Source organism: Burkholderia sp. SIMBA_062, assembly GCF_046534765.1.
GTDB classification, from domain to species: Bacteria; Pseudomonadota; Gammaproteobacteria; order Burkholderiales; family Burkholderiaceae; genus Burkholderia; species Burkholderia ambifaria.
On record NZ_JAWRYD010000158.1, the window covers coordinates 1 to 334 of the forward strand.

Annotated in this window: 1 protein-coding gene; it reads right to left on the reverse strand. The window is 22.2% G+C overall.

All coding sequences use genetic code 11. From position 1 onward, the window contains the following. Nucleotides 1–334: hypothetical protein (locus tag SB786_RS35840; RefSeq protein ID WP_410731522.1), on the reverse strand; the 334-nt coding region annotated here is incomplete at both ends.

Sequence of the window (334 nt, forward strand, 5' to 3'; positions counted from 1 at the left end):
ATACTGTGATATATCATTTTCTTTCTGTATTTCTTTCAAAAAAAAACTATCAAATCCACTATAATTCAATATTTTATTAATATTATTTATAGCATCTGTTGTAGTTAGTGTTTTTCCCTTCCATTCTGCTATTTGCAAATTTGATTGCTTAATAAGATCTTTGATATAGTTTTCAATATCTATATTAAAAAAGAAATCTTCAATATACTTTTTTTCTTGCTCAAAATAATGATTTATTTTGTTACCACATTTTTGAGCTAAATACTTCCATATATTTTCTTGAAAGTCATTTCTATTAGCATCAATATCTTTAAACTCTTGATTATTAGTATAT